At 68.5% G+C, this 7,855-nt stretch carries 10 protein-coding genes and 1 CRISPR repeat array; of the genes, 3 read left to right on the top strand and 7 right to left on the bottom strand.

Features of this window, described 5'->3' with window-relative positions; genetic code table 11:
* The 3 genes from ACXAHD_RS18365 to ACXAHD_RS18355 form a co-directional block, all read right to left on the bottom strand.
* A partial coding sequence (locus ACXAHD_RS18365) for a hypothetical protein (RefSeq protein WP_475051942.1) occupies positions 1-184 on the bottom strand: 184 nt, incomplete at its 3' end.
* An 8-nt stretch (positions 185-192) separates the two neighbouring features.
* Positions 193-468: a hypothetical protein gene (locus tag ACXAHD_RS18360; protein WP_281550985.1), complete on the bottom strand. Its 276-nt coding sequence runs from the start codon at positions 466-468 to the stop codon at positions 193-195.
* Complete coding sequence (locus ACXAHD_RS18355; protein ID WP_475051940.1) at positions 468-941, bottom strand: hypothetical protein; 474 nt, start codon at positions 939-941, stop codon at positions 468-470. The genes ACXAHD_RS18360 and ACXAHD_RS18355 overlap by 1 nt, the downstream gene beginning before the upstream one ends.
* 129 nt (positions 942-1,070) lie before the next feature.
* Between ACXAHD_RS18355 and ACXAHD_RS18350 the strand changes: the two genes are divergently transcribed.
* The 3 genes from ACXAHD_RS18350 to ACXAHD_RS18340 are packed head-to-tail and all read left to right on the top strand — an operon-like array spanning position 1,071 to position 2,863.
* Positions 1,071-1,793, top strand: a complete 723-nt coding sequence (locus tag ACXAHD_RS18350) for a helix-turn-helix domain-containing protein (protein WP_475051938.1) — start codon at positions 1,071-1,073, stop codon at positions 1,791-1,793.
* Positions 1,790-2,332 (top strand): GntR family transcriptional regulator, encoded by a 543-nt coding sequence (locus tag ACXAHD_RS18345; RefSeq protein ID WP_289213370.1) that lies wholly within the window; start codon positions 1,790-1,792, stop codon positions 2,330-2,332. The genes ACXAHD_RS18350 and ACXAHD_RS18345 overlap by 4 nt, the downstream gene beginning before the upstream one ends.
* Positions 2,333-2,353: 21 nt before the next feature.
* The gene (locus ACXAHD_RS18340) at positions 2,354-2,863 is read left to right on the top strand and encodes a winged helix-turn-helix domain-containing protein (protein ID WP_475051944.1); all 510 of its coding nucleotides are present in this window, start codon (positions 2,354-2,356) and stop codon (positions 2,861-2,863) included.
* A 293-nt stretch (positions 2,864-3,156) separates the two neighbouring features.
* A CRISPR array of direct repeats spans positions 3,157-3,773; the repeat unit is 36 nt; unit sequence GTCCCCGAGCACACGAAAACCGCGCCGGATTGAAAC.
* Between the two features lie 323 nt (positions 3,774-4,096).
* Here the strand turns inward: ACXAHD_RS18340 and ACXAHD_RS18335 are convergent.
* The 4 genes from ACXAHD_RS18335 to ACXAHD_RS18320 form a co-directional block, all read right to left on the bottom strand.
* Entirely contained in the window at positions 4,097-4,795 is a 699-nt protein-coding gene (locus ACXAHD_RS18335) for a class I SAM-dependent methyltransferase (RefSeq protein ID WP_289213371.1), read from the bottom strand.
* Entirely contained in the window at positions 4,792-5,625 is an 834-nt protein-coding gene (locus ACXAHD_RS18330; protein ID WP_289213372.1) for an ABC transporter ATP-binding protein, read from the bottom strand. The genes ACXAHD_RS18335 and ACXAHD_RS18330 overlap by 4 nt, the downstream gene beginning before the upstream one ends.
* On the bottom strand, positions 5,622-6,611 hold the full coding sequence (locus ACXAHD_RS18325; RefSeq protein ID WP_289213373.1) for an ABC transporter substrate-binding protein: 990 nt from the start codon (positions 6,609-6,611) through the stop codon (positions 5,622-5,624). The genes ACXAHD_RS18330 and ACXAHD_RS18325 overlap by 4 nt, the downstream gene beginning before the upstream one ends.
* A 67-nt stretch (positions 6,612-6,678) precedes the next feature.
* Positions 6,679-7,767 (bottom strand): FecCD family ABC transporter permease, encoded by a 1,089-nt coding sequence (locus ACXAHD_RS18320; RefSeq protein ID WP_289213374.1) that lies wholly within the window; start codon positions 7,765-7,767, stop codon positions 6,679-6,681.
* Positions 7,768-7,855 lie beyond the last annotated feature (88 nt).

Raw genomic sequence — 7,855 nt, 5'->3', positions numbered from 1 at the left:
AGGTGAGGATGACGCACGTCACCTCTCGTTTTTCGGTGCGTCCTCCCCCCCCCCCCGGCGGTGGAGTGGTGGTCCATTCTCCGCACCCAGAGCACCCACGACCCTTTACTCGGAACGAGAAAAACCCGGCGAGGAAACCGAGTAACGCCGCGCTGGTCAACGCGCAGATGTCCATGATCCTCATTGACTTCTCTATGAGTGGGGATGGTCGACGCCGTTGAGTGGCTGCCGGCGTTGCACCACGCCGGAGCGGATCAGGGCACTCTTGTAGACGCCGATCGCGGCCATCCGCCCGTCCCGCCCGGCCGACGTGATCGTGGCAAGGATGCCGGCCACCGGGGAATCGGCGTCGTCCAGGCCGTACCGGATGTCGGAGACCCGGACCGTCATCGACCGGTCGCCGAACACCCAGTCGGCCTTACCGAGATGCAGCGTGTCACCGACCCGCAGGAGTTCACCGTTGGCCATCAGTCGTCCCGCCCGTCGTGGACGTATCCGTCTGGCCAGAGTCCGGCGTACTGCAACACCGCCCGCACCCGACGCGCCTTGACCTGATCCCAGCGGTCCAGCACGGCCAACGCGCTGGTGAACGGCGGGCAGAACGCCGGCACGTCACACACCCGGCATTCGGCCAACCGGCTCGGCATGTGCTCGGTGACCGTCTCCCGCGCCCGGTCCAACACGTCGACGTCCGGCCGGTTCCGCATCGCCGCCGCCACCTCGTCCAGCACCGCCTGCTCGGCGTCGACGACCGGCCGTTCGGCGTCCGGCGCGGGTGCCACCGCACGCGTGGCCAGCAGCCGGAAACGTGAGTCCCGCCCGATGTCCGTCTGCCCCGGCGTCCGTCGCGGCAACGGCGGCCGGTCCGGCGTCGGACCCGCGTTGACCATGGGTTGTCGGGTCCGTTGATACCTGTTGTCGGGAACCTGGTTCCTGTTCACGGCTCTCTCCATCGCGGATCAAGGGCGTTTGAAGGATCTTTTGTGGACTCTTCCTGTATGGAGGGGATGCCGGGACCTCTGCGTCAGGTAGCCTAGGGACGTTTACAAACGTCCCAGGAGTGATCAACCATGAACACAGCGCTGCACGTGGCGATGAGCCGAACCGGCATGACACCCGCGACCCTGGCCGGCAAGGTCGGCGTCGACCCCAAGACCGTCGCCCGGTGGCTCGGCGGTCGCGTTCCTCACCCCCGCCACCGCTCGCAGGTCGCCCAGGCGCTGAGAGAAGATGAAGACGTGATCTGGTCCGGCTTGGTCAAACGCGGATACGACCGGGAAATCCGCGCCGCATGGCCGACACGCTCAGCCGTCCCCCGGGAACTCTGGAACGACCTCCTCCACCGCGCCACGTCCCGCATCTGGTGCGCCGGCTACACCTCCTACTTCCTCTGGACCGAGGTCCCCGGCATCACAGCCACCCTGCGCAACAAGGCCGCATCCGGGCTCGACCTGCGCTTCCTCCTCGGCCACAAAGACTCACCCATCACCCGCGAACGCGAACGCATCGAGAACGCCGCCCTGTCGATCTCCACCCGCATCGACATCACCACCGCCGAACTGGCCAAGATCGAACCCACCCCACAGGTACGCCACACCGACCGCCACATCAGCCTGTCCGTCTGGATCTTCGACGACGAAGCCCTGGTCAGCACCCACCTCGCCGACCAACTCGGACACGCCTCCCCCACCCTGCACATCCGCCGCCGCGGCCCCGGCGGCCTGTTCGACCAGTACGCCGGCCACGTCGAGCACCTCTGGCAAGCAGCCCCCGCACCAGCACCGACCCCATGACAGACCAGGGCTGGACCAGCAGCTCAGACCCGTACCTCGTTGCACAGCAGCACGACGCGTGGTCCGCCGAGGCCGCCGGCCGGGGACGCGTCGGCACGCAACAGCTACTCGGCGTCGAGACCGTCGACGCGGACACACAGGTCAGACGCGCACTCGGACTCGCCGCCGGCGAACGAGCCGTCGTCCGCCGCCGCCTCATCCTCGAAGACGACCGGCCCGTCGAACTCGCCGACTCCTACTACCCGGAACCCATCGCCGCCGGCACCCCACTCGCCGAAAACCGCAAGATCAAAGGCGGCGCGGTACGGGTCCTCACCGACCTCAACCTCGCACCCCACCAGGTCACCGAACACGTCACCGCACGACGGCCGACCGACCACGAACAGGAACTCCTCGACATCCCCGCCGACGAGCCACTCCTCGTCCTCACCCGCATCAGCCGCGCCGCCACCGGCCAACCCGTCGAGTACGCCGTCATGCACACCGTGACCAGCCGCTCCACCGGCCACACCTACCAAATGCAGGTCCCACCCGCATGACCAACCAACCCGACCCCGCCGCTGCCAACGACGTTACGCGACCGCCAACGCCAGATCGCCGCCGACCTGCGCCGCCAGATCCTCACCGGCGAGTTCAAGCCCGGCGACAAGGTGCCCTCCACGGCCCAACTCTGCGAGCGGTACGGCGTCTCCAACCTCACCACCCAACGCGCGCTCAACATCCTCAAGAAGCAAGGATTCGTCCGTGGCGAGTCCGGCGTCGGCGTGTTCGTCACCGCCAACCAGCCGATCGCCGTCGAAGCGAACCACTACCCGGGCCGGCGAACCGATCGAAGTCACCGAGATGATCAAAAGCCGCCCACCGGCGCAAGGCCAGATACCTCCTGCCCGGACCAGACAAAGCCTAATCTCACCGCCCTCCCGCGACACTTACCAGACCGCCACCGAGGTAGTGGAGTTGGCCACGGCGAACTCCGCTTGGCGAACCGCAGCATGCGCACAACGGACAACCGCTCCCCCTTGCCGGAGACGACCGGGTACGCGACAATTTCCACATCGACCTGTCGTTAGGTATCCGGACGGAGGTGAGACAGCCACGCCGAGCCAGCAGCATCCGTTGAGGACAGACAACGCATCGATGTACGCAAGATTAGGTGCCGGAGTTGTGGTGAAATGTCGATTGCGGCAACCTCCGACACGCCCGGGATCCGGGGAGGTTGGCGGAAAGATCCCAAACTGCCCCCGAGCTGCGAAAACCAGTCTCATAGAGATCATCTGAGCCACTACCAAGATCATGATCAACAGAAGGTTGCCCTCCAGGCCCCCTGTTTGCCCAGGTCAGACCGCCCGACATTTCGGACACGGTCCCCGAGCACACGAAAACCGCGCCGGATTGAAACGAGCCGTAGCCCTTCCGTGGAAGGCCGTCTTGAGAGTCCCCGAGCACACGAAAACCGCGCCGGATTGAAACCCTCACGTGCGTTCGCACGATCCTTGCACCACACTGGTCCCCGAGCACACGAAAACCGCGCCGGATTGAAACCCGCCCGCATGAGAATGCAGGCATCCTTGCGGATACGGGCGGTCCCCGAGCACACGAAAACCGCGCCGGATTGAAACTGCGATGGCGGTAGTGCCTGCGGCTGTTTTGATGTGGTCCCCGAGCACACGAAAACCGCGCCGGATTGAAGCCGCCGTACCGCGTGTCGTTGGTCGACGCGTCGTGTCCCCGAGCACACGAAAACCGCGCCGGATTGAAACCCTGCGCAAGCCCGTCCGCCGTACGACGCTGCACGCGAGTCCCCGAGCACACGAAAACCGCGCCGGATTGAAACATGGTGGCTCGAAGGTGATACTTGCTTCGTACCTGTCGTCCCCGAGCACACGAAAACCGCGCCGGATTGAAACAGCATGACTTCGTCGGTGACGACGGAGGTTGCGTCCAGTCCCCGAGCACACGGAAACCGCGCCGGATTTAAACTGAGATTGAGTCGCGGAGCAGTACGGTTCTTCGGGTGTCACCGAAACCGGAACCATGGACACGAGTCCGGCGTAGACCAAATCTCGGTCTGTGACGGTGCTGCCGCTATCCGGAGCGAAGGCCAGGCTTCCCGGAGTAGCCGACGAGATCGGCCGTACCCATGGCTGCGTTCACTTCACGCGCAACGGGCGCGAGTACATGGTGCTGATCTCGAATGAGGGCCTTTCAGTCGCTGGAGGCGACCTCGAACTGTTTCCTCCTGAACGGCCGGGGGTGAGGGGACCGACTCCGCTGACCCCGTCACCCCACTCGGCTCGCGACCGTCAGCGACGACCGGTGACGATGTACTGCAGTTTGAGCTCGTGATCGGGTGCCACGCCGAACCGTTGATCGAGTTCGTAGATCGAGGTCAGCGGTACGGCCGCGACATCACGCAGACCGGCCCGCTCCAGCACCGCCACGGTCTGGTCGATGGACTTCGCGGTGGCCAGCGGCAGCGCCGAGCGCACCGCACTGTCGTAGTGGTCGGCGAAGTTCTCCGAGGCGTTGTCCAGCCCGTCAGGGAACCAGGTGCTGTCGACCACGGCGACGGTGCCGCCGGGGCGCAGCAGGCGTACCCAGTTGGCCACGGCAACCTGCGGCTCCCGCAGCGTCCACATCAGGTAACGGCTGGTCACCGCGTCGAAGCTGGCCACCGGGAAGTCCGGTGCGACGGCGTCGCCGTACGCGATGACCGGGCCGTCGGGCATCGCGGCGGCGTGGTGCCTGGCCCGCTCCAGCATCCCCTCGGACAGGTCGATGCCGGTGACCCGGTGGCCGAGGCCGGCCAGCACGATGGCCGCCTGCCCGGTGCCGGTGCCGACGTCGAGCACGTCCAGCGGTGCCGGCGGCAGTGCCGCCGCCCAGACCTGCGACCAGGCCTGCTGGTCGACGGCGAACCGCTCAGGGCGCTGCACGTACTCGTCGTAGCCCGGCGCCCGGCCGGTCCAGTACGCGTTGATCCGGTCTTGTACGGCCGTCATGCCGCGGTCCTCTCCTCGGTCGCCTCGTGTGGGCGGAACAGCAGGTGGATGGCTCCGTCGAGGTCCAGCCGCCGGATGCCGATCCCGTAGACCGGTTCGAGCACCGCCGGGTCGAGCACCTCGTCCGTGCTGCCGGCGGCCGCCACCTGGCCGTCGCCGAGCAGCACCAGGTCGTCGCAGTAGCGGGCGGCCAGGTTCAGGTCGTGCAGTACGACGATGGAGCAGGTGCCGAGGTCCCGCACCAGTTGCAGGACCTCGTGCTGGTAGCGGATGTCCAGGTGGTTGGTCGGCTCGTCGAGCAGCAGATGGGTGGCCTGCTGGGCGAGAGCGCGGGCGATCAGCACCCGTTGGCGTTCGCCGCCGGACAGCCCGGCGAACGCGCGGGCACCCAGGTGGGCGGCACCGACCCGGGCCAGGCACCGGGCCACGATCTCGTGGTCGGCCCGACTGGTCCGTTGGAACGTCGACAGGTGCGGACCCCGGCCCAGCAGCACCAGCTCGGCCACGGTCAGCGCGGTGTCCGCGCCGCCGGCCTCCTGCACCACCACGGCCAGCCGGCGGGCGACCTCCCGCGACGGCAGGCTGGCAAGTTCGTCCCCGTCCACCACGACCCGCCCGGCACCACCACCACTACGCCCGGCACCGCCACCACCACTACGCCCGGCACCGCCGCTGCGCAGGGCACCGTGGAGCAGGCGCAGCAGGGTGGTCTTGCCGCTGCCGTTCGGGCCGATCAGCCCGAGGACCCGGCCCGGTCGGGCGGTCACGCTGACCCCGTCGATCACCGGGTTGGCGCCGTAGCGCCAGGAGACCTCGGTCGCGGTGATCACGACTCGGCCTGGAAGTGCTGCACAATCCGTTCAAGTCCGTCGATGGACAGTGGGGTCGGCGGCTCGGTGAAGTTGAACAGCTGGGTCAGCACGTCGCCGTTGCGCACGGCGGCCAGGTTCTCCGCCCCGGGCAGCCCGGTCAGGCCCTGTTCGACGGCGGCCGGGTCGCCGTCGCTGTACAGCAGGACCAGCACGTCGGGGTCGCGGCCGAGCAGTTCCTCCACGGTGACTTCGAAGACCCGTTCGGGTACGTCGTCGAAGACGTTGCGGAACCCGGCCGCCTCCAGCTGCGGGTGCGCCATGCTGGCGGTGCCGTACGCGTAGGTGACACCGCCGCCGACGGTCGGGTACAGCACCGCGGCCGTACGGCCGGAGCCCGCCTCGGCCTGGGCCTGCACCTGCGCCATCCGCTCTTCCAGCGCGGTGACCGCCGCAGCCGCCTCGTCGGCCCGGTCGAACACCTCGCCGTAGGTCCGCATCTGAGCGTAGATGTCGTCGAAGGTCGGCACCGCCGTGCTTCCCGGGCACATCGCCGGCTCCTCGAGCAGCGGGATGTCCACCGCCGACAGCGTGTCCCGGGACAGGTTGTCCACCTCGCCGAGCACCAGGTCCGGCTGTTGGCTGATCACCACTTCCTTGGAGATCTGCAGGTGGCCGCTGGTGTCGGTCTTGTCGGTCAGCAGCGGGACGCGGTCCAGCTCGGACAGGGTCGCCTCGTCGTAGTACTCCGCCGGGTACTGCCCGGCCCGGGCGGTGACCCGGTCCATCACGCCGAGCGCGTGCAGGTACGGCACGGCCGCGCTCTTGAGCAGCACGACCCGTTCCGGCGCGGCGTCGAAGGTGACGTCGACGCCGCAGTTGGTGACGGTCACCGGGTAGCCGTCGGCCGCGTCCGGGGTGGGGTCGGCACCGGCTTCGCCGCATCCGGCGGCGAGCAGCACGGCGGCGGAGACCGCCGCGACGGCGGTGGTACGGCTTGTCCTCATGGTGCTCCTCGACTGTTCGGCAAACTCGGGGGCCCAGTTGGACCCGGTGCTCGGGCAGGCCCGGTGGTCACCCGGACGCGGCGTGCAGGCGGCGGATCAAAACCAGCAGGAAGGGTGCGCCCAGCAGCGCGGTGATGATCCCGATCGGGATCTCCTGGGGGGCCAGCAGGACCCGGGCCAGCACGTCGGCCCAGACCAGCAGGATCGCGCCGAGCAGGGCGGCCACCGGCACCACCCGTACGTGTGGCGCGCCGACGAGCCGCCGGGCCAGGTGGGGCACGACGAGGCCGACGAAGCCGATGCTGCCGGCGGCGGAGACCAGCACGCCGACGCTCAGCGAGACCAGCACCAGCAGGCGCAGTCGGAACCGGTCCGGTGACACGCCGAGGGTCTGCGCGGTCTCGTCGCCGATGGCGAGCACGTCCAGTCGCCGGCCGACGATTGTCAGGTACCCGGTCGTCCCGACCAGCACGACGGCGGCCACCGCCAGCAGCGCGTCCCAGCGGGCCAGCCCCAGCGACCCGAGCAGCCAGAACATCACCGATCGGGCACCCTCGGCCGACCCGGAGGCGAAGATCAGGAAACTGGTGGTGGCGTACAGCGCGTAGCCGACGGCGACTCCGGACAGCAGCAACCGGATCGAGGTGACCCGGCCGCCGCTACGGGCGATCAGGAAGACCAGCAGCGACGCGGCGAGGGCGCCGATGAAAGCGCTGGCGGACAGGGCGTACTGGCCGAAGCCGGCACCGGCCCCGAACAGGATCGCCGCCGCCGCGCCGCTGGACGCTCCGGAGTTGATGCCGAGCAGGTACGGGTCGGCGAGCACGTTGCGGACCATCGCCTGCAACGCCACTCCGCACACCGCCAGCCCGGCACCGACGAGCATGCCGAGCAGCACCCGGGGCAGCCGGACCTGCCAGACGATGGCCTGCTCCGGAAGGCTCCAGGTCGCCTCAACGGGCAGTCCGACGAGTTGGTTGCCGATGATGGCGGCGACGGTCGTCGGGGCGATCCCGATGGCACCGGAGCCGACCGCCACAACGGCGGTGGCCACCAGCCCGACGGTCAGCGCGACCAGCCAGATCCCGGTCCGGCGGCGCTGTGCGGCGACGCCGAGCAGGTCGCTGCGGGCTGCCGACAGGGTGGCCGCCGCCATCGCCCCACCCCCGTACGCCGATCTGTTGCTCTTGCAAAGTTATGGCAAAAGCTAGCAGCAAGATCAGCGGATCCGGAAGGCGGTGAGG

Source organism: Micromonospora sp. ABR4_055 (assembly GCF_056160425.1).
This window is presented reverse-complemented; position numbering and strand designations above follow the sequence as displayed.